This is a genomic window from Pseudarthrobacter sp. SSS035 (assembly GCF_023273875.1).
Lineage (GTDB): Bacteria > Actinomycetota > Actinomycetes > Actinomycetales > Micrococcaceae > Arthrobacter.
On the sequence record NZ_CP096882.1, the window covers coordinates 319075 to 337421 of the forward strand.

The 18347-nt window shown below is 66.3% G+C and carries 19 protein-coding genes; 5 read left to right on the top strand and 14 right to left on the bottom strand.

Annotation, left to right across the window (positions count from 1 at the left end; translation table 11 throughout):
* Positions 1–60: 60 nt before the first annotated feature.
* Both MUN23_RS01475 and MUN23_RS01480 read right to left on the bottom strand, forming a co-directional pair.
* Positions 61–807 (bottom strand): carbon-nitrogen hydrolase family protein, encoded by a 747-nt coding sequence (locus MUN23_RS01475; RefSeq protein ID WP_248761763.1) that lies wholly within the window; start codon positions 805–807, stop codon positions 61–63.
* A 4-nt stretch (positions 808–811) separates the two neighbouring features.
* Positions 812–1120 carry a hypothetical protein gene (locus tag MUN23_RS01480; protein WP_058929477.1) on the bottom strand — a complete coding sequence of 103 codons (309 nt, stop codon included), beginning with the start codon at positions 1118–1120 and terminating at the stop codon, positions 812–814.
* Between the two features lie 226 nt (positions 1121–1346).
* Between MUN23_RS01480 and MUN23_RS01485 the strand changes: the two genes are divergently transcribed.
* Positions 1347–2582, top strand: coding sequence for a heparan-alpha-glucosaminide N-acetyltransferase domain-containing protein (locus tag MUN23_RS01485; RefSeq protein ID WP_248761765.1), 1236 nt, complete (start codon positions 1347–1349; stop codon positions 2580–2582).
* 66 nt (positions 2583–2648) lie between these two features.
* Here MUN23_RS01485 and MUN23_RS01490 read toward each other — a convergent pair whose 3' ends face one another.
* From MUN23_RS01490 to MUN23_RS01520, 7 genes are all read right to left on the bottom strand, one after another.
* Positions 2649–3128, bottom strand: coding sequence for a hypothetical protein (locus MUN23_RS01490; RefSeq protein ID WP_058929479.1), 480 nt, complete (start codon positions 3126–3128; stop codon positions 2649–2651).
* Positions 3129–3131: 3 nt separating this feature from the next.
* A complete protein-coding gene (gene dapB, locus MUN23_RS01495) occupies positions 3132–3902 on the bottom strand; it encodes a 4-hydroxy-tetrahydrodipicolinate reductase (RefSeq protein WP_248761766.1) in 771 nt (256 codons plus the stop codon).
* A gap of 94 nt (positions 3903–3996) precedes the next feature.
* Positions 3997–4458: a molybdenum cofactor biosynthesis protein MoaE gene (locus MUN23_RS01500; RefSeq protein WP_248761767.1), complete on the bottom strand. Its 462-nt coding sequence runs from the start codon at positions 4456–4458 to the stop codon at positions 3997–3999.
* Positions 4448–5017, bottom strand: coding sequence for a molybdenum cofactor biosynthesis protein B (locus tag MUN23_RS01505; RefSeq protein ID WP_248761768.1), 570 nt, complete (start codon positions 5015–5017; stop codon positions 4448–4450). The genes MUN23_RS01500 and MUN23_RS01505 overlap by 11 nt, the downstream gene beginning before the upstream one ends.
* The gene (moaC, locus tag MUN23_RS01510) at positions 5014–5508 is read right to left on the bottom strand and encodes a cyclic pyranopterin monophosphate synthase MoaC (RefSeq protein WP_058929482.1); all 495 of its coding nucleotides are present in this window, start codon (positions 5506–5508) and stop codon (positions 5014–5016) included. Before moaC ends, MUN23_RS01505 begins: the two co-directional genes overlap by 4 nt.
* Positions 5496–6782: a gephyrin-like molybdotransferase Glp gene (gene glp / locus MUN23_RS01515; protein WP_248761769.1), complete on the bottom strand. Its 1287-nt coding sequence runs from the start codon at positions 6780–6782 to the stop codon at positions 5496–5498. Before glp ends, moaC begins: the two co-directional genes overlap by 13 nt.
* Before the next feature lie 23 nt (positions 6783–6805).
* Positions 6806–8503: a molybdopterin-dependent oxidoreductase gene (locus tag MUN23_RS01520; protein WP_371875961.1), complete on the bottom strand. Its 1698-nt coding sequence runs from the start codon at positions 8501–8503 to the stop codon at positions 6806–6808.
* Positions 8504–8634: 131 nt separating this feature from the next.
* On the opposite strand from MUN23_RS01520, the gene moaA reads away from it, so the two are divergent.
* The 3 genes from moaA (at position 8635) to MUN23_RS01535 (ending at position 11800) form a co-directional block, all read left to right on the top strand.
* Positions 8635–9837, top strand: a complete 1203-nt coding sequence (gene moaA, locus MUN23_RS01525; RefSeq protein ID WP_248761770.1) for a GTP 3',8-cyclase MoaA — start codon at positions 8635–8637, stop codon at positions 9835–9837.
* A 4-nt stretch (positions 9838–9841) separates the two neighbouring features.
* Entirely contained in the window at positions 9842–10108 is a 267-nt protein-coding gene (locus MUN23_RS01530; RefSeq protein ID WP_248761771.1) for a MoaD/ThiS family protein, read from the top strand.
* A 156-nt stretch (positions 10109–10264) separates the two neighbouring features.
* The gene (locus MUN23_RS01535; RefSeq protein WP_248761773.1) at positions 10265–11800 is read left to right on the top strand and encodes an HNH endonuclease signature motif containing protein; all 1536 of its coding nucleotides are present in this window, start codon (positions 10265–10267) and stop codon (positions 11798–11800) included.
* A 12-nt stretch (positions 11801–11812) separates the two neighbouring features.
* On the opposite strand, the gene MUN23_RS01540 is transcribed toward MUN23_RS01535, so the two are convergent.
* Positions 11813–12757, bottom strand: a complete 945-nt coding sequence (locus MUN23_RS01540) for a helix-turn-helix transcriptional regulator (RefSeq protein ID WP_248761774.1) — start codon at positions 12755–12757, stop codon at positions 11813–11815.
* Positions 12758–13188: 431 nt separating this feature from the next.
* Here MUN23_RS01540 and MUN23_RS01545 point away from each other — a divergent pair, with 431 nt between their 5' ends.
* On the top strand, positions 13189–13470 hold the full coding sequence (locus MUN23_RS01545) for a hypothetical protein (protein WP_248761775.1): 282 nt from the start codon (positions 13189–13191) through the stop codon (positions 13468–13470).
* 87 nt (positions 13471–13557) lie between these two features.
* Here the strand turns inward: MUN23_RS01545 and MUN23_RS01550 are convergent, their stop codons facing one another.
* From MUN23_RS01550 to rpsO, 4 genes are all read right to left on the bottom strand, one after another.
* The gene (locus tag MUN23_RS01550; protein WP_248761776.1) at positions 13558–14019 is read right to left on the bottom strand and encodes a DUF1579 domain-containing protein; all 462 of its coding nucleotides are present in this window, start codon (positions 14017–14019) and stop codon (positions 13558–13560) included.
* 31 nt (positions 14020–14050) lie between these two features.
* Complete coding sequence (locus MUN23_RS01555; protein WP_056348420.1) at positions 14051–15394, bottom strand: pitrilysin family protein; 1344 nt, start codon at positions 15392–15394, stop codon at positions 14051–14053.
* A gap of 124 nt (positions 15395–15518) precedes the next feature.
* The gene (locus tag MUN23_RS01560) at positions 15519–17771 is read right to left on the bottom strand and encodes a polyribonucleotide nucleotidyltransferase (RefSeq protein WP_248763955.1); all 2253 of its coding nucleotides are present in this window, start codon (positions 17769–17771) and stop codon (positions 15519–15521) included.
* A 248-nt stretch (positions 17772–18019) separates the two neighbouring features.
* Positions 18020–18289, bottom strand: a complete 270-nt coding sequence (rpsO, locus tag MUN23_RS01565; RefSeq protein ID WP_056348417.1) for a 30S ribosomal protein S15 — start codon at positions 18287–18289, stop codon at positions 18020–18022.
* Positions 18290–18347 lie beyond the last annotated feature (58 nt).

Below are 18347 nucleotides of genomic sequence, written 5' to 3' on the forward strand. Positions count from 1 at the left end.
ACTAGCGGCCCGCGATGCCCTGGGGAATTCGGTCAGCACGCACCGCAGACTCCCGCAGGGTCAGCGGAATTTCCGCAAGGCACTCCGTTGCAGGATGGCGGTGACTACTTCGGTGCCGGTTCCGGCAGCCTTTTTCACTTCGAACCCGTCCGGTCCCCAGAACCCGCTGAGGCCGCAGGAGGGGCCCAGCGAAGTGGATCCGCCCAGGTTTGCCAGAATGGCGAACATCCGGTTGTCCATGGCCCTGGCTCCGAGATGCAGGCCAAGCCGCCGTTCGTCCGCCTGCGTATACAGGGCCGAAACGGCATAGATATCCGCGCCGGCCTGGGCTGCCCCGGTGGAGTGGGCCGGAACAGCGGCATCAAAGCAGACGGCCAGCGCGATCTTCCAGCCATCCAACTCGATCACAACGGCACCGTCGCCCGCGGCGAAGACCTCCCGCTCCTGGCCGTGGAGGTGGGTTTTGAAGCCGAATTCGGTGGTTCCGTCGGGGTGGATCACGAGGCTGGCGAGCCGCGGCGTGCCGTCAGGTTCCCGATAGGCAGCACCTGCCACCACAGTGATCCCGGTCCGGCGGCAGATTTCGTGGAGATCGGCCAGGCGTGGGTCATCGCGTTGAAGCCACGAGTCGTCAGCAGCCAGTAGCGCCAGGTTGTACCCCGTCAACGACAGCTCAGGAAACACCACCAGCCGGGCACCGTGGGATTCGGCGTCCTCGATCAGCCGGACGTGTTCTTGTACGTTCGGGATAATCCCGCCTTCCAGCGCCTGGTACTGCACGGCAGAGACGGTCAGGGCATCAGTCACCCCTTTATCCTAGGGATGCGCGCCTACCCGAGGGAACTACGCCATCCTGCGGCTTCCCTGGCTGGCAGTACCGGTCCACCGCAGCCTCCCGCAGCCCCTCAGCCCAGGCCGCGAGCCGCTGGGCCGCCCGGACGTAATGGAACAGTTCCGTGGGCGTCAAGGCATCGAGGTCGGTTTCGTCCAGCCTGCGGGCCAGCTCTGCCCCCGCCGGCTGGGCGGTCAGTGTGACGCCTTCGTCCTGCCACTGGATGTCCACGGGAGGCCGACCTGCCACGAGCTGGCGGAAGAGGAAGTCCACCACTCCCGGGCTCATCGCTTTCATCAGTCCAACAGGCTGTGCCGAGCCGGGGTCCTGGGCGTCCCGGGCGGGGCGCACCGATCCGCCGGCGGGTGGGGATTCCGGAAAGGGTCGCGGCTGGGATGGGGTTTGCATGGTGTCCATATTATTCGAACATATATTCGAACACAAGGTCTACAAGTCCGTGTTTCCGGCTGGCTCTTGACTGCTGCCACAAAGGTTGATGTGAGAACATCGCCTCATGACGTCCCGTGCCCCGGCAAGACCCTCGCGGGTGCCTCGAACCTCACAGGCCGTGGGCCGCCTCCGCGGTATTGACGCAGCCAGGGGGCTGGCGCTCCTTGGCATGATGGCCACACATCTGCTCCCCACCTTCGAGGCAAACGCCGAGCTCACTCCCACGTGGATCGGCCTGACCTTCTCCGGCCGCGCGGCAGCCCTCTTCGCCGTGTTGGCGGGGGTGGGCCTGGCGCTGTCCACCGGAAAACAGGTACCTCCGGAAGGTGTTGCCCTGAACGCAGCCCGCCGCGGCATCGCACTGCGCGCCCTGGTGATTGCCGCCGTCGGGCTCTCATTGGGCGGGCTGGAAGTGAACCTTGCGATCATCCTGGTCCACTACGCCATGCTGTTCCTGTGCATCCTGCCGTTCCTGGGCCTGAAGCTCAAAGCCCTGTGTGCCTGGGCCGCCGGCTGGATCGTGGTTTCCCCGGTCCTCGCATATCTGCTCCGCCCCTGGCTTATGGCAGCCAATCCGCCCCTGAATCTGGGGCACAACCCGTCCTGGGAAGACCTCTCGACGCCCTTCCCTCTGCTGGGAGACCTGTTCCTGACCGGCTACTACCCGGTGTTTCAGTGGCTGTCGTACCTGCTAGTGGGCCTGGTCCTTGGCCGGCTGGCCCTTACCAAGGCGATGGTTCCTGTCCTGCTGCTTGCCGGCGGGACTGCGGTGGCCGCACTGGCCAAGGCTTTGGGCACCGCCGCGATGGAGAACTGGGGCGGCCGTGCCGCGCTGGAGGCAGTCCTGAACGCCCCCGGATACCCGCTGGACAGCGTCCTGCAGGTCAACCTCACGGGAATCCGGCAGGAAGGATCCTGGTGGTGGCTGGCGGCCGCGGCACCGCATTCGGCCACCACGCTGGACCTGCTCCACACCTGCGGCGTGGCGGCCGCCGTCGTGGGTGTGTTCCTCCTGCTCGGCAGGCTGGCTGACTGGCTGGACCTGGACTTGTTGCTGCCGCTGCGCGGCGCGGGTGCCATGACGCTCACGCTCTACTCAGTGCATGTGTGGGTGGTTTCGGCGTTCTACCTGAAGCCGCTGCCCGCGGGCTGGACCGAGGCGGGGATGTACTGGGCGCATGCCGCCACGGCCATCGCCGTGGGTATTGTGTTTGTGCTCCTGAAATGGCGGGGCCCGTTGGAGCTGGTGGGCCATGCGGCCAACCAGCTGGGGCGCGGCGGACGGGCCGGCCTGCGCTAGCCTGCCGCCGCTGACCTGCCGCCACTGACACCTGCCCCGCCGAGAGCAGTCGCGGAGAGCAGGCTCCTACGCCGGAACCTGCCCGCGGAACAGCTTCACGGCGTCGCGCATGGAGGCGCGGGCGCGCTTGCGGTCCCCGGCAGCGTCATACGCGCAGCTGAGCCGGAACCACGAACGCCAGTCGCCGGGCGCCGCTTCAGCTTCGGCCTTGTACTTTTCGAATTCCAGATCCGCCGCGGAGCGGACGATCCGGCCGGCGGGTGTGCGCGGCAGTTCGTCTACCGGGAGCCCGCCTTCGGCCTCGAGGACCTTGGCCATCTGTTCCGTGCGTGCGCCGAACAGCAGTTCACGGATCATGGCCCAGGCGCCGATGGCCGGGAGGACCAGGTAGGCCGCTCCGATGGCCTTGGCGGCGGGGTTGCTGTCCAGCAGCAGGAGCACGGAGCGCTGGAACGACACCACCAGGTAGAAGACCAGCAGGAGCGTGACGGCACCCACCCAGATCTTGGTGCGGTTCTTCCGGAACGCCGCCAGGAACTCGCCCACGGCCTAGAGCCCCAGGTCCAGGTAGCCGTCCAGGCCCACCGTCAGTCCCGGATGCGCGGCGACGTTGCGCACGCCAAGCAGCACTCCGGGCATAAAGGAAGCACGGTCAAAGGAATCATGGCGGAAGGTCAACTGCTCCCCCGGACCGCCAAGCAGCACCTCCTGGTGGGCCACCAGCCCGCGCAGCCGCACGCTGTGAACGCGGACTCCTTCAACGTCGCAACCCCGCGCGCCGGCGAGTTCGCTGGTGGTCGCGTCAGGACTGGGCGGAACGTCCGCAGCCTTGCGCTCGACTGCGATGAGCTGGGCGGTGCGGACAGCGGTCCCGGACGGCGCATCAACCTTTTCCGGGTGGTGCAGTTCGATGATTTCCACGGACTCGAAATACTTGGAAGCCTTGGCGGCAAAGGCCGAGGCCAGCACGGAGCCGAGGGCAAAGTTGGGGGCGATCAGCACTCCGGTTTCCGGGTGCTCCGCGAGCAGTGCTTCCAGGGCGGCGAGCCGTGTGGAGTCCCAGCCGGTGGTTCCCACGACGGCGTGCATGCCATGCTCGACGGCGTAGCGCACGTTCGCTTCCGTGCTCCCGGGGACGGTGAGGTCCACCACGATGTCGGCACCCGAAGTGGCGAGCTGGTCCAGCGAGTCGCCGCGTCCCAGGGCGGCTACGAGCATCAGGTCGGAGGCAGCTTCAACGGCCTTTACGGCTTCGGCGCCCATGCGCCCGTTGGCGCCCAGGACAGCCACGCGGGTGGGCACGGAGAGTTGTTCGGTCATGCCGTTAACCCTACCGTCGGGTCGGGTGCGGGTTTGAACCGGATGCTGTGCGTTACCTCGCAGCCACCGGCAGGCGAAGGGACGCCAGTGGTGCTTAGCTGCCTGCGCCCACCCACTCCACCGTGCCGTCGGCGAAGAACTGTTCCTTCCAGATGGGAACCTGCTCCTTGATGCGGTCCACGAGTTCGGAACACACGGCAAAGGCCTGTCCGCGGTGCGCCGCGGAGACCGCACAGACCAGCGCCGGATCTCCGATGTCGAGCATGCCGATGCGGTGGGCGGCCCAGATCCGCACGGGCTGCGTGGCGGTCCCGTCGCCGGCATGTTCGGCGGCCAGGCGGGCGACGACGTCGGCCATGACCTGGTGGGCCGTGGGGTGCGCACTGTAACTGAGCCGCTCCACTGCCTTGCCGACGTCGTGATTCCGCACTACGCCGCTGAAGCTGACCACGGCCCCTGCGGTGTCAGATTCCACCGCAGCGATCGCCTGGTCGACGGAGATGGGTTCGGCGCTCAGCACGGCGTGGACCACTTCGAAAACCGGTTCAGTGCCCATGGCCGCCCTCCAGCTGGTCGCACAGGTGCCCGATCAACGGGTCCAGCACCGTCAGGCCGTCCATAACGCCCTTGGGTGAGCCGGGCAGGTTAATGATGAACGTCTGCCCGGCAGCTCCGGCGTGGCCGCGGCTGAGGGCCGCCAGCGGCGTTTTGGTTGCGCCTTCGCGCCGGATGGCCTCCATGATGCCGGGGATTTCACGGTCCAGAAGGGGCAGGGTTACGTCGGGTGTACGGTCGTCCGGGCTGAGCCCGGTGCCGCCGCTTGTGATCACGACGGCGGGATGCTGGGTGAGGAGGGCGCGGATGGCCGCACCGACGGGCGCGCCGTCCGGCACCACCATGGCGGGGTAAGCCTCGAAGCCGTGCTCGGTGAGCCAGTCGATGATGACGGGCCCGGTTTCGTCCTCATAGATGCCTGCGGCGGCCCGGGTGGAGGCAATAACAACCCCGGCCTTGCGGCCCTGCACCTCGCCGTGCGTGTGCGGCTCCGGCAGGTGAGGTTGCGGCGTGTGCGGCTCCGTGTTTGGCTCAGCCGGGTAAGTGCTCTCGGTGCTCATAGTGTCCAGTCCCCGCTCTTGCCGCCGCTTTTCGCCAGCACTTTGATGTCGGTCAGCACGGCGTGCTTGTCGACGGCCTTGATCATGTCGTACACACTGAGGGCAGCCACGGAAGCCGCCGTGAGCGCTTCCATCTCCACCCCGGTAACCCCGCGGGTCTTGACCGTGGCCAGGATCGCCACGGAATCGGTTCCGAGCTCGAAGTCCACGGTGACTTTCGAGAGCGGCAACGGATGGCAGAGCGGGATGAGTTCGGGGGTCTTTTTTGCTGCCATGATGCCGGCAACCCGCGCGACGGCCAGGGCATCACCCTTGGGCAGGCCGCCGGATCCGAGCAGGCCCAACACTTCGTCAGTGGTGCGGACGGTGGCAGTGGCGGTGGCTTCCCGCGTGGTTTCGGTTTTGCCTGACACGTCCACCATCTGGGCGCTTCCGTCCTGGCGCAGGTGGGTCAGCGCGGACGGGCTATGTTCTGGATTCACAGCATCCATACTTCCACCTCGTCACCCTCGGCGAGCGCCGAGACTCCAACGGGTACGTGCACCAGCGCGTTGGAGCCGGCGAGGGCGTGCATAAGGTGGGAGCTTTCGCCCCCTTCCAGGCGGACGGTTCCGTCCCCCTGGAGGGTTCCGCGCCGGACCTGATGCTTGTGTTCAGGCGACGAAAGGCTGTGGCCCAGCCGTGCGTGTACAGGGATCCGCGGCGACGGCGCTCCGAACAGTTCAGCCAGCACAGGCCGCAGGAACATTTCGAAGGAAACCAGGCAGCTAACAGGGTTTCCCGGGAATCCGAGGAAGGGCACACCGTCGAACGTCCCGATGCCCTGCGGGCCGCCGGGCTGCATGGCCACATGCAGGAACTCGGTGGCCTGGCCCTCCATGGCCTGGCGGACCACTTCGTAGGCTCCTTTGCTGACCCCGCCCGTGGTGACGATCAGGTCCACCGTGCCGGCGTGGCGGCGCAGCAGTGCCCGGAATTCGTCAGGGTGGTCCGAGGCAATGGCCGTGCGCACCACGGCCAGCCCCGCTTGCTGCATGGCGCTTTCGAGGAGGGTTCCGTTGGAATCGTAGATCTTGCCGGCCGGCAGGGGCTGGCCGGGTTCCACCACTTCGTCGCCCGTGGTGGCCAGCAGGACGGTCACCGGCCTGCGCACAGTAACTTCAGCGATCCCCAGGGCCGCCAGCAGCCCCAGTTGCGCCGGGCCAAGGAAGGTTCCCGAGGTCAGCGCCCGCTCCCCCGCCGCAATATCACTGCCGGCCGACCGCACGAAGGTGCCGGCCGCCGTCGCCGGGAGCCACACAGTGGTTGTTTCCCCCGGGGCAGGGAACCGGTCCGGAACGGCACGTTCCACGGGCACGACGGCGTCAGCACCGGCGGGAATCATGGCTCCCGTCATGATGGGGGCGGCAGTGCCGCGGTCCAGGGCCGCCGGCACGGCACCTGCCGGAACGGGGACAACCACAGGCAGCTCCGCACCGCCGTCGGGCACGTCCAGGCTGTTGATGGCAAAGCCGTCCATTTGGGAGTTGGCGAACGGCGGGAGGTTCAGGGCGGCCATCACGTCCTGGGCCAGGCCCTTGCCCAGCGCGTCGCGAAGTGCCAGCGTTTCCGTCCGTTCCTGGGCCAGCAGGGGCGCCAGCAGTTCGGTGACGGCGGCGCGGTGCAGGGCCACGGACCGTGCCTGGTGGGGCGTGTGGCTGTGCCCGAAGTGGACGTGCTCGCTGCTGCTCGGGGTGTGGCCGTGCTGGTGCGGAGGGCTGTGCATGGTCCTGCCTTCGGTCCGGGCCGTCATGGATTCACGTCAACTCTAATCGTGTGGAAGCCGGTGGCCCCGTCGGGAGCAACCGGTCGGCGTTCCTCCACCTGCGGCTCGCCGTTGAGGTCCGTGGCGCGGACCTGGACCTCGTACTGGCCGGGAGTCAGCTCAATGCCCAGCTGCCACTGGTACCACGTGTCCAGCGAAATCCCGGGCGCGAGGCGGGCTTCCTGCCACGGACCGCGGTTGACGCGGAGTTCCACCTTGCCGATCCCGGTGTGCTGGGCCCAGGCCACACCACCGAACATGACCGTTCCGGCCCCCACCCGCCGGCCGGTGCGGGGCACGTCGATCCGCGAGGACGTTTTGATGGGGCCGCGGTCGGACCAGCCGCGCGGCGTCCAATAGCCGACGTCGTCCGCGAACCTGGTGACGCGGAGTTCCGTGAGCCATTTGGTCGCGGAAACGTAGCCGTAGAGGCCCGGCACGATCAACCGGACTGGGAAGCCGTGTTCCAGCGGCAACGGTTCGCCGTTCATCCCCACCGCAAGCAAGGCGTCGCGCTGGTCAGTGAGGACCTCCAGCGGTGTGCCCGCCGTCCAGCCGTCGGAGCTCCGGGACAGCACCATGTCGGCGCCGGATTGCGGCCGGGCAAGGGCCAGGAGTTCCCGCACCGGCCAGCCGAGCCAGCGTGCATTGCCGATCAGGTCCCCGCCCACTTCGTTGGAGACGCAGGCGATGGTCACGTGCCGTTCCATCAGGGGTTTGGCCAGCAGATCCGCCAGGTTCAGCTCAATCTCCTGTTCCACCATTCCCGTGACGCGGAGTACCCAGGATTCGGGGTCGAGGGACGGGACAATCAGGGCGGTGTCGATCCGGTAGAAGTCACGGTTCGGCGTGACCAGCGGCTGCATTCCTTCCAGGCCGACCTCGGCGCCGGCCGGGATGGCGGGCGCTGCGGAGACTGCGGCAGGCAGTTGCAGCATCTCGCGGGCGGTACTGATGCCGGAGGCTGCACCTCGCCAGACCGCGGCCACAACCCCGCCAACGGCGGTGGCCCCGGCGCTCGCAGCCAAGACCTGCAGGAACGTGCGCCGCCCGGCGGTTGTTGCTGTCCTCGCAGGAACTTGCGCGTTCGCGGCGTCTGTCCCGGACGGGCCTGTCCCCGCGTCTGTCCCGGATGCTGTCCCGGCTGCTATCCCCGCTGCGCCGGCCGGGAGCCCTTCGTGGAGCCGGCGGATCAGCCATCCCAGCAGGAGCGCACCGGACAGGGCTGCGGCCAGTGCCACTACAGCCGCGGCCGGGGTCATCTGGGCACGCGTGAGGACCCCACCAAGCCCGACGAGCCCAAAGACCGCAATCACCGCTGCACCGGCAAACCGCCTGCGCTGTTCCAGGATCCCCGCCAATGCCCCGACGGCAGCGATAACCAGCAGCATCCCGGCCACGAACACCGCTTTGTCGGCCGTGCCGAAAAGGGAGATGGCCCAGTCCTTCACACCCGGCGGAACAGCATCGATCACGGCTCCGCCTACTGCCGTCAGAGGCGAGAGGGACGGACTGAACAGACCTGCCAGCAGCTCCCCTATGACGACGGCGGCGCCGGCGGCCACGGCCCCCGACGCGGCGGCCCAGCGGCGGCTGCCTCGAGCGGCACCGTCGGTTCCCGAGCGCCCTGGAGAGGTGGTGCCGTCGTCGGCCGTTCCCTGCAGGGGCTGGAAGCTGTTCACCTCTCCAGCATAGGTTCGCCGGGCCCCGGCAGCGCCGGACTTCGCCACGGTTGGAGGGACTTCCGGCGATGGACGGGATCCCGGGCGTCATGAGCGTGATCCCGGGGGTAAAGGTGGCGTAGCCTGAATTCATGACTGTTCAGCTAGGCATGCCACAACCCCGGGATGATGCAGGGCTGGGGCTGCCGCCTGCCCGGCCGGCCGGCACAGCGCCGGGGCTGCTGGACCAGTACGGCCGCCGGGCCACGGACATGCGGCTGTCGCTGACGGACAAATGCAACCTGCGCTGCACCTACTGCATGCCGGCCGAGGGGCTTGAATGGCTTTCCAAGCAGGCCGTGATGTCCGCCGAGGAGATCGTGCGGATTGTCCGGATCGGCGTGGAACTGCTCGGTGTTCGCGAACTGCGCCTGACCGGCGGGGAGCCACTGGTCCGGGCGGACCTGATTGACATCATTGCGGCCCTGCGCAGCAACCATCCGGACCTGCCCATCTCCATGACCACCAACGGCGTGGGCCTGGACAAAAAGGCCGCCGCGCTTAAGGCTGCGGGCCTGACCCGCATCAACGTCTCTCTGGATTCGCTGCACGAAGAAACTTTCACCAAGCTGACCCGGCGCCCGTTCCTGGACCGCGTCCTGGCCGGCGTCGATGCCGCCTGGGCCGCGGGACTGGGCCCCGTCAAGCTCAACGCCGTCCTGATGCGGGGCATCAACGACACCGAGTCGCCGTCCCTGCTCGCCTGGGCGCTGGACCGCGGCTACGAACTGCGCTTCATCGAGCAGATGCCCCTTGACGCGGACCACGGCTGGACCCGCCGGAACATGATCACCGCGGCCGAGATTCGCACTCTGCTCTCGCACGACTTTGTGTTGAGTCCCGATCCGCGCGCCCGCGACGGTGCCCCTGCGGAACGCTTTGAAGTACGACGCCGGGCGGCCGGGACCGCGGGGCCGGATGGTCCGGTGCTGGGTACTGAGGGACTAGTGTCTGCCGCTGACGTGCATTGGCGGGAAGGCGTGGAGGCGACGCCGGAAGCCCACGGGCCGGTGCTGGGCACGGTGGGCATCATCGCGTCCGTCACGGAGCCGTTCTGTTCCGACTGCCGTCGCACACGGATCACAGCCGAGGGCAAGATCATGAGCTGCCTGTTCTCCCGTGAGGAGTTTGATCTCTTGGGCTTGCTGCGCGATGGCGCCAGCGATCAGGCCCTGGCCGAACGATGGCAGGACGCCATGTGGGTCAAGCCAAAGGCCCACGGCATGGACCACACAGGTCTCGGCGCAGCGGACTTTGTCCAGCCGGACCGCAGCATGAGCGCCATCGGAGGCTGAATTCTTGAACGTACGTTACTTCGCTGCCGCACGCGCCGCCGCGGGTGTGGACGAGGAGTCCTTCGATCTCGCGTCCGGGACTACAGTGGCCGGTTTGCTGCAGGCAGTCCTTGCTGTGGACCGAGCCGAGCCTCCCGTCGGCACTCCTCCCCTGCAACGCATCCTGTCCCGGAGCAGTTTCCTGCTCAACGAGGTGGCCGTCCGGGACCGCACGACTGTGTTAAATCCTGGCGATGTGGTTGACGTGCTGCCTCCGTTTGCCGGCGGGTAGGAACCCTCGCAGACGGCGCGAACGGACAGTTGAGGCCCCTGCAACGACACCTTGAAACCGCCCACGGATGCAGGCACTTACAGTTGCTTCGCGGAGTTATGCACATAGCCCTTCAGCCTCGCCGTTATTGTCACACCCTCCGGGGATGATTTGAGTATGGATAGCAGAGCAGCTGTGGCGACGGCGGAGGCCCTTTCGGTGTCCTTCGCTGAGCTTGCTGTGGTGCTCCGGGACGGGCCTGATTCCAATTGCTCCGGGGACGCTGATCCGATGCGTCGGAGAGCAGATGCACTCCTAGACGGGCTGGCCGAGATCTCACGGCTGGACGCGAAAAGTGCCGCCCTGAAGGCCTGGCTGGCTGCCGGTTACACCGCAGCTGCCGAGGCTCTGGCTGGCCCTGCAACGTCGCCCGAGGACAACACCGGGCAGGAGATGGCCATGGTCGCGGAAGTCGCGTGTGCCCTGACTGTCAGCGAACGCAGTGCCGGCGCCCTGCTTGCCGAGGCGCACTCCCTGACCACTGCCCTGCCTTTGACGTTGTCCGCGCTGCAGGCCGGGACGATCTCGTGGCAGCACGCCCGGATCATGGTCGACGAAACCACCAACCTCGACAGGCCGGGAGCGGCGGCGTTGGAGGCACATTTCCTGGACCCTCACGCGGTGAATCCGGCACGTGGCTTCGCCGGTGGGCTCATCCCCGGAAGGTTCCGGCACAAGGCCCGCACCTGGCGGGAACGCCACCACCCGGTCAGCATTGAAAAACGCCACATCAAGAGCGCAGCCGACCGACGCCTCGAATATGCCCCGGACCGCGACGGCATGGCCTGGCTCTCCGCCTACCTCCCTGCGGACACCGCCGCGGGGATCTGGAACCGCGCCACCTCTGCGGCCAGGGCGTTGCAGGGACCTCATGAGGACCGGAACCTCAGCCAGCTCCGCGCCGACACCGTCGCCACCTGGCTCCTCACCAACAACAGTGCAGGCAGCGGAACCGGTGACGAGGGTAGGGAAAAGAGCGGCGGCGCGACCGGCGAAACGAGCCACGAAGAGACCGGGGGCATCGCCGTGAGCGGCGGTGCCCCATCCCCGCGGGCGCAGGTGTTGATCACGGTCCCGGTCATGGCGCTGCTGGGCCAGACCGACGAACCCGCCATGCTCGACGGATACGGGCCGATCCCGCCGTCCATGGCCCGCCACCTGATCGCCGACGGTGCCGAATCCTTCCACCGCGTCCTGATCGACCCACGGGACGGTGCACCGCTCGAGATCGGGCGGACCAGCTACCGGCTCACCAAAGCCCAACGCCAATGGCTACGACTACGGGACGGGAAATGCCCGTTCCCAGGCTGCAGCAACCACTCCCTCGACACCGAAGCCGACCATATCCTCGCCTGGGCCAAAGGCGGCAGCACCGGCATCAGCAATCTCGGCCAGCCCTGCCACAAACACCACAGACTAAGACACACCACAGGCTGGAAACCAATAGGCGCCACCAAGAACGAACCACCCGGCTGGATCTCACCGACCGGACGGCATTACGCCAGCGAACACCCAGACTGGGAACCACCACGCTGGCCAGCAAACATCCCCATGCCCGCCACCGGCTCCAACACCGGTTCGGTCTTGGACGTGGAACTCGGCATGGACCTGGACCTGGACCTGGACACAAGCCTGCCACCGGCACTGAGGTGAAGGCCGGTTCGGTTACTGGGCCGTTCCCATCGCCAGGGCCAACAACGTCGCGCGGCTATGGACGCCGCATGTCTCGAAAATCTGCTTGAACTGATCCTGGACGGTGTAGGCCCCGATCCCCAGGGCGTCAGCCATGGCGTTGGTGTCGGCGCCGCTGGCGGCAAGCTCAAACAATTCCCGCTGCCGTGTTGTCAGCCCGAAGCTCCGGGCGAACATATCAATCCTCGCCGCCGGAGGGCAGGCCTGGATGGTGACGGCCAGTGGCGGAATGGCCGCCATGCCGGTGGAGTCCATCCGGCTGGCCTCGAGGAGGGCCCACTGGCCTGACCCTATGTGCACACGGGCGGACGCAGGATGACGATCCACGCCCGCCTCACGCGCCAGCAACTGGGCAGCGACGTTGAGGACCTCGGCCGGTACGCGTTGAAAGGGACGCGGGCCAGGCTGAAGCAGTCCAAGCCACTCCTCCACGGAGGCCGTTCCACCCACCACCGCCATATCTGCATCCAGAGTCAGCACTGCCTGCTGAGGCAACTCCGGCCTCGGACCTCCGCCGAAGGCTGACGCCCCCGCACGGACAGCCTCGCGTCCAACGGCGTCGCGTCCAACGGGGTCGCGTCCGACAGGCACATCCATGACAAACTGCCGGGCTATCGAACGACGCAGGGCGGGCGTGACATCACGCGTCACGGCAGCGATGTATCCCACTTCGTCGGCAGTAAAGGGACTTTCCTGCGCCGTTCGCCAGAGGTCAATCCAGCCCCAGCAGCCGTGCTTGTCCGCCAGCACTGCGAACAGGACATCGGTCACTCCGTAGCGCTTCATCAGGCCATCCCATACCAGGCTCCATGATGGATTGCCGGCAGTTTCGCGCAGCAGCGTCGTCACCGGCGACGGGCTGATCGCCAACTGCGTCCACCGACCTGCCAGCGTCAGATACTTGAGCCTGATCAGCAACGGCAGTTCGTCCGGGCACGGAATCCGGGCACGGAATCCGGGCCATGGGCGACATGCCCGTCGCCGTCAGCGGATCTGAGAGCGGCCACACGAAAGCACTGAACGGAAGCACCCGGCCCAACTCAGCGAGCACGGCAGTGCGTAACGAGTGGTGATCCGGGGCGGAGTCGCCGATGCGCCGGATCCGTTCAAGGCTCCTGTTCCAGGGCCTGCCGAGGGTCATTCCCCCAGTATGCCCTCCGTGGACAGCGCCGGGGTTTTCTACCAAGACCCCAGATTTCTGGGATACCGGCCACATCGGCCGGCAGTTAACGTGACAGTACGCGACGCAGCGGAACCGTGCGGCTGTCCCAGGACAGGAGCCATGGGTTGGACAGCACGGAGGCAAATAGGTGCGTTCAACTAACACGATGAGCTAAGGAGAATCAGCAATGTACACACTGCAAATCGAACATGGCATTAAGGACTTTGGCATGTGGAAAGAAGCCTTCGACCGGGATCCGGTGGACCGCGCGGCCTCCGGAGTCGTCGGCCACCGGATTTCCCAGCCCGTGGATGACGCCCACTACGTGGTGGTGGAACTCGACTTCAACGAACGCGGCCAGGCGGAGCAATTGCTGGCGAACCTGAAAAGTAGGGTGTGGAATTCATCTTCCGCAGCGCCAGCCTTGAACGGCGCTCCGCGGACAAGGATTCTGGAGTCAGCCGGCTGACGGTCCGAACTCTGCAAGGGCCCCAAGTGTCCGTTCGCGCGGCAGGTGGGACCGCGCGGCAGGTGGGACGCAGGAGTCGGGATGGGGTCAGACGCGGCGGCACTCGGAGGTCATGAACGGGACAAAGTCCTGGCCGTCGCCGAGGCGCAACTCGGCGGTGTGGATCAGCACGTCGTTGTCCACCCGGAAAGTATGGCGGGCAGTCCCCCGGTCGCTGTGGCGCTCGACGCGCAGCACACCGTCCACCCACGTGCAGCGGGCCGGGACTCCCGGCGGCAGGCCCATGCTGTCCACGTGGTACCAGAGGATGTCGTTGTGGTCACGGTCGACAGTAAAAACGCCGTGGCCTTCAAAGTGCGTGCCATCAGCTTCGGTGTGTCTGTAACTTTGCACGACGGCGTAGCCCCCGGCAGCCCTGGTGTAATTGATTTCCGCCGAGGCCGTGCGCTTGGGCCCCCAGGCCGACGCGTCCAGCCAGGTGGTGCCGCGCCAATGGCCCAGGAAGTTCTCCAGGACGGCGTGCACCGTGCCTTGCTGCGGAAGGTTCATAGGTTCATTATGGCGGGCGCGGGCCTGCCGGTCAGAGACCGAAGGTTTCGGTCTCCTCGAATGGGCCCACCACGGTGACAGTCCGCGGCGCCGCTGCCAGTTCCCTGGCAAGCTCCTGGACCTCCTGCGCAGTGACCGCCTTGATCTGGCGCAGGGTCTCGTCGATGTCCTGGTATTCACCGGACACGAGTTCAGCGCGGCCAAGTCGGGACATGCGGGAACCCGTGTCCTCCAGTGCTAGGACAATTCCACCGCACAGCTGGCCCACGGCCTTGCGCAGTTCGTCGTCGGAGATGCCGCCTTCGGCAAGCTTGTCCAGCTCAAGCCCCAGCAGGTCCAGCACCTGGCGGACCTTGGACGGAGTGCACCCTGCGTACATCCCGAAGTAGCCGGCATCCGCGTAGGAGGAGGCAAAGGAGTATGTGGAGTACACCAGGCCACGCTTTTCGCGGATTTCCTGGAACAGCCGCGAGGACATCCCGCCGCCCAGGACGGCGTTGAGGACGCTCATGACGTAGCGACGTTCATCGGTAGCCACAATCGTGGGGCAGCCCATGATGATATTCGCCTGCTCCACCGCACGCTTGACCACATGCAGCCCTGCAGTGCCGGTGATGTCCGCGCGCTCAGTGGAGCGGCGATCCACCGGGGCGGCGTCCGGCTCAAGTGACCACCCGGCAGTGTGGAGGGCATCCACCACAAGGCTGCAGACGACGTCGTGCTCCAAGCCCCCGGCGGCGGTGATGACCAGCTCATCCGGGCGGTAGTAACGGCGGTAGTGCTCCCAGACCGAGTCGCGGGCGACGGCGCGGATCGCGGCGGGCGTGCCGCCGATAGGGCGGCCCAGCGGGTGGGTGCCCAGGACGGCAGCCACAAAGTTTTCATGTGCAACGTCCGTGGGGTCATCGCTGTCCATGGCGATTTCCTCCAGGATGACGTCGCGCTCCTGCTCCATCTCGGCCGGATCCAGGACGGCACCAGTGATCATGTCGGCAATGACGTCGATGGCCATGGGCAGGTCCGTGTCCAGCACCCGCGCGAAATAGCACGTGCTCTCCTTGGCCGTGGCGGCGTTGGACTCCCCGCCCACCTCGTCAAAGGCCGAGGCGATCTCCAGGGCGGTGCGGCGTTTGGTCCCCTTGAACAGGAGGTGCTCCAAGAAGTGCGTGGAGCCGTGCTGGCCCGGGGCTTCATCGCGTGACCCGACGCCCACCCAGAAACCGATGGTCGCCGAACGCTGGCCCGGCATCGCTTCGGTGAGCACCCGCACGCCGCCCGGCAGCACCGAACGCCGGACAACGGAGCCGCCGTCGGAGCCGTGGACCAGGGTGTCGCCGGGCTGGTTCTGCTCAAGCGGCAGGGGTACAACAGTCATTGAAGCCTTTCAGGAGCGGCAGCCGGATCTGGCTGCCATCGTAACAGCGGCGGGGCCGGTGGATCATCCACCGGCCCCGCCGATTCATGCTGTGTGGAGCAGGATGCTACTCCGCGTCAGTGGACTACTCCGCTTCGGCAGCGCCCTCTGCGGCGGAAGCGTCAACGCTCTCGGCGCCTTCTTCTTCAGCCACTACGGGGGACAGCGACAGCTTTCCACGGTCATCGATCTTGGTGATTTCCACCTGGATCTTCTGGCCGACGGAAACCACGTCATCAACGTTGTCCACGCGCTTGCCGTTGGCCAGCTTGCGCAGCTCGGAGATGTGCAGCAGGCCGTCCTTGCCCGGAGTCAGGGAAATGAAGGCACCGAAGGTGGTGGTCTTGACAACCGTACCCAGGTAACGCTCGCCGATTTCCGGGATCTGCGGGTTGGCAATGGCGTTGATGGCGGAGCGTGCTGCGTCGGCAGACGGACCGTTGGTGGCGCCAATGTAGACCGTGCCGTCGTCCTCGATGGAGATGTCGGCGCCGGTGTCTTCCTGGATCTGGTTGATCATCTTGCCCTTGGGCCCAATGACCTCGCCGATCTTGTCAACCGGGATCTTGACCGCGATGACGCGCGGCGCGAACTCGGAGAGCTCATCCGGGGTGTCGATCGCGGAGTTCAGGACGTCCAGGATGTGCAGGCGGGCTTCGCGGGCCTGCTTCAGCGCTGCTGCCAGCACGGAAGCGGGGATGCCGTCGAGCTTCGTGTCCAGCTGGATGGCCGTAACGAATTCGGCCGTGCCGGCAACCTTGAAGTCCATGTCGCCGAAAGCATCTTCGGCGCCGAGGATATCGGTCAGGGCTGCGTAACGGGTCTGGCCGTCAACCTGGTCGGAGACCAGGCCCATGGCGATACCTGCAACAGCTGCCTTCAGCGGCACACCTGCGTTGAGCAGGGACAGCGTCGAAGCGCAGACGGAACCCATCGACGTCGAACCGTTGGAGCTGAGAGCCTCAGACACCTGGCGGATCGCGTAGGGGAATTCCTCGCGGGACGGCAGCACCGGCATGATGGCGCGCTCGGCGAGGGCGCCGTGGCCGATTTCGCGGCGCTTGGGCGAACCCACGCGGCCGGTCTCGCCGGTGGAGTACGGCGGGAAGTTGTAGTTGTGCATGTAGCGCTTGCGCGTGACGGGCGACAGCGAATCGATCTGCTGTTCCATCTTGAGCATGTTCAGCGTGGTGACACCCATGATCTGGGTTTCGCCGCGCTCGAAGATTGCCGAGCCGTGCACGCGGGGCAGAACCTCAACCTCGGCGGTGAGCTGGCGGATGTCCGTCAGGCCACGGCCGTCGATGCGGATCTGGTCCTTGAGGATGCGCTGGCGCACAACGTGCTTGGTGACCGAGCGGAATGCGGCGGACAGCTCCTTGTCGCGGCCTTCGAACTGGCCGGCCAGGGAAGACGTGACTTCGTCCTTGAGTGAATCCGTTGCAGTATCGCGTTCCTGCTTGTCGGCGATCTGGAAGACAGCTGCCAGCTTCTCAGCGGCAGCGGACTCAACAGCGGCGTAGACGTCATCCTGGTAGTCCAGGAATACCGGGAACTCAACGGTGGGCTTGGCCGCGCGTGCAGCCAGGTCCGCCTGGGCTTCGCAGAGTGCCTTGATGAACGGCTTGGCAGCCTCGAGGCCCTCGGAGACAACCTCTTCGGTGGGAGCGGTTGCGCCCTGTTCCTTGATGAGGTTCCAGGAATTGTCGGTTGCTTCGGCTTCGACCATCATGATGGCGACGTCGTCACCGGCAACACGGCCGGCTACAACCATGTTGAACACGGAGTTCTCGAGCTGGGAGTGCTTGGGGAAAGCAACCCACTGTGAACCGTGCTCGTCAGCGACGAGGGCAACGCGGACGCCGCCGATCGGGCCGGAGAACGGCAGGCCCGAGAGCTGGGTGGACATGGAGGAGGCGTTGATGGCCACCACGTCGTAGAGCTCGTCAGGGTTGATGGCCAGGACGGTCACCACGATCTGGACCTCGTTGCGCAGGCCCTTGACGAAGGCCGGACGCAGCGGGCGGTCCATAAGGCGGCAGGCCAGGATGGCCTCGGTGGACGGGCGGCCTTCACGGCGGAAGAACGAGCCCGGGATACGGCCGGCGGCGTACATGCGCTCTTCAACGTCAACCGTCAGCGGGAAGAAGTCGAAGCCTTCGCGCGGGTGCTTGCCTGCGGTGGTGGCGGACAGCAGCGCGGTGTCTTCGTCGATGTACACCATGGCTGCGCCGGCTGCCTGCTTGGCGAGACGGCCGGTTTCAAAGCGGATTACACGCTTGCCAAAGCGGCCATTGTCAATGACTGCTTCTGAGAACTGGATTTCGGGACCCTCCAAGAGAGTCACCTCCGTTTCTTGTTTCACGGAGTCCAGCCGCATCAACCCAGGCCAGCATCTGTCTACTGGCCTGCACTGCACCCGGTCATCGATCGAGACCCACGGGCCGAGGGCTTCATTCTTCGAAGCCGTTCCCGGGGATCACTACCGAGGACCGCGAATGCGTGATGCGGTTGATCCTCCTGTTTAGTTTTCTTCTGAAGAAGGCGGCCCTTTCCGTCACGGAAGGGGCCGCCCCTTAAAGCTGACTAGCGGCGCAGGCCGAGACGCTCGATGAGCGCACGGTAGCGGGTGATGTCAGTGTTCTTGAGGTAGGTGAGCATACGCTTGCGACGACCAACCATGGCCAGCAGACCGCGCTGGGTGTGGTAATCGTGCTTGTGCACCTTCATGTGCTCAGTCAGATCCTTGATCCGCTGAGTCAGGACTGCAACCTGGACTTCCGGCGAACCGGTGTCGCCCTCGGACGTTGCGAAATCCTGGATGATGGACTGCTTTACAGCGGCGTCAAGTGCCACAATAACTCCTAGAGATGTGCCGTGAGGCCCGATTCAGTACTTCACTGCCGGGTCTGCC

Coding starts and splice junctions, on each gene's coding strand:
- moaC (WP_058929482.1), bottom strand. CDS start 5,508: ATGGATGCTGTGAATCCAGAACATAGCCCGTCCGCGCTGACCCACCTG.
- dapB (WP_248761766.1), bottom strand. CDS start 3,902: ATGACCGAACAACTCTCCGTGCCCACCCGCGTGGCTGTCCTGGGCGCC.
- MUN23_RS01550 (WP_248761776.1), bottom strand. CDS start 14,019: ATGAACCTTCCGCAGCAAGGCACGGTGCACGCCGTCCTGGAGAACTTC.
- glp (WP_248761769.1), bottom strand. CDS start 6,782: ATGCACAGCCCTCCGCACCAGCACGGCCACACCCCGAGCAGCAGCGAG.
- moaA (WP_248761770.1), top strand. CDS start 8,635: ATGACTGTTCAGCTAGGCATGCCACAACCCCGGGATGATGCAGGGCTG.
- MUN23_RS01485 (WP_248761765.1), top strand. CDS start 1,347: ATGACGTCCCGTGCCCCGGCAAGACCCTCGCGGGTGCCTCGAACCTCA.
- MUN23_RS01535 (WP_248761773.1), top strand. CDS start 10,265: ATGGATAGCAGAGCAGCTGTGGCGACGGCGGAGGCCCTTTCGGTGTCC.
- MUN23_RS01505 (WP_248761768.1), bottom strand. CDS start 5,017: ATGAGCACCGAGAGCACTTACCCGGCTGAGCCAAACACGGAGCCGCAC.
- MUN23_RS01500 (WP_248761767.1), bottom strand. CDS start 4,458: ATGGGCACTGAACCGGTTTTCGAAGTGGTCCACGCCGTGCTGAGCGCC.
- MUN23_RS01545 (WP_248761775.1), top strand. CDS start 13,189: ATGTACACACTGCAAATCGAACATGGCATTAAGGACTTTGGCATGTGG.
- MUN23_RS01555 (WP_056348420.1), bottom strand. CDS start 15,394: ATGACTGTTGTACCCCTGCCGCTTGAGCAGAACCAGCCCGGCGACACC.
- MUN23_RS01480 (WP_058929477.1), bottom strand. CDS start 1,120: ATGAGCCCGGGAGTGGTGGACTTCCTCTTCCGCCAGCTCGTGGCAGGT.